General features: G+C 56.4%; 1 rRNA gene. It reads left to right on the top strand.

The features are described from left to right. Positions 1 to 1381 (top strand): 23S ribosomal RNA (locus ADK67_RS17090); the annotation flags it as partial. Position 1382: the final 1 nt, after the last annotated feature.

Raw genomic sequence — 1382 nt, 5'->3', positions numbered from 1 at the left:
AGGCTGAGACGTGATGCATAGCCGATTGAGGCGAAGTAGAGTGATCCCATGCTGCCGAGAAAAGCCTCTAGTGAGTGTTCATGCGGCCCGTACCCCAAACCGACACAGGTGGTCAGGTAGAGAATACCGAGGCGATCGGGCGAACTGTGGTTAAGGAACTCGGCAAAATGCCCCCGTAACTTCGGGAGAAGGGGGGCCGAGGGATTTGAAGCCCCTTGCGGGCTAGGATTTTTCGGCCGCAGAGACCAGCGAGAAGCGACTGTTTACTAAAAACACAGGTCCGTGCGAAGTCGCAAGACGATGTATACGGACTGACGCCTGCCCGGTGCTGGAACGTTAAGGGGACCGGTTAGCTCTTCGGGGCGAAGCTGAGAACTTAAGCGCCAGTAAACGGCGGTGGTAACTATAACCATCCTAAGGTAGCGAAATTCCTTGTCGGGTAAGTTCCGACCTGCACGAATGGCGTAACGACTTCTCGACTGTCTCAACCACAGGCCCGGCGAAATTGCATTACGAGTAAAGATGCTCGTTACGCGCGGCAGGACGGAAAGACCCCGGGACCTTTACTATAGCTTGGTATTGGTGTTCGGTTCGGCTTGTGTAGGATAGGTGGGAGACTGTGAAGCGCTGACGCCAGTCAGTGTGGAGTCGTCGTTGAAATACCACTCTGGTCGTACTGGATGTCTAACCTCGGTCCGTGATCCGGATCAGGGACAGTGCCTGGTGGGTAGTTTAACTGGGGCGGTTGCCTCCCAAAGGGTAACGGAGGCGCTCAAAGGTTCCCTCAGCCTGGTTGGCAATCAGGTGTCGAGTGCAAGTGCACAAGGGAGCTTGACTGTGAGACCGACAGGTCGAGCAGGGACGAAAGTCGGAACTAGTGATCCGGCCATGGCTTGTGGAAGCGTGGTCGCTCAACGGATAAAAGGTACCCCGGGGATAACAGGCTGATCTTGCCCAAGAGTCCATATCGACGGCATGGTTTGGCACCTCGATGTCGGCTCGTCGCATCCTGGGGCTGGAGTAGGTCCCAAGGGTTGGGCTGTTCGCCCATTAAAGCGGTACGCGAGCTGGGTTTAGAACGTCGTGAGACAGTTCGGTCCCTATCCGCCGCGCGCGTAGGATACTTGCGGAAGGCTGTCCCTAGTACGAGAGGACCGGGACGGACGGACCTCTGGTGTGCCAGTTGTCCTGCCAAGGGCATTGCTGGTTGGCTACGTTCGGAAGGGATAACCGCTGAAAGCATCTAAGCGGGAAGCCTGTTCCTAGATGAGGTATCCCACCCTTTGTGGGTTAAGGCCCCCAAGAGACTATTGGGTTGATAGGCCGGAGATGGAAGGTCGGTAACGGCTGGAGTTGACCGGTACTAATAGGCCGAGGACTTG

The sequence above is a fragment of the Saccharothrix sp. NRRL B-16348 genome, assembly GCF_001280085.1.
Lineage (GTDB): Bacteria > Actinomycetota > Actinomycetes > Mycobacteriales > Pseudonocardiaceae > Actinosynnema.
Note: the sequence above shows the minus strand (reverse complement) of the source record. Positions and strands in the feature narration are given on the sequence as shown.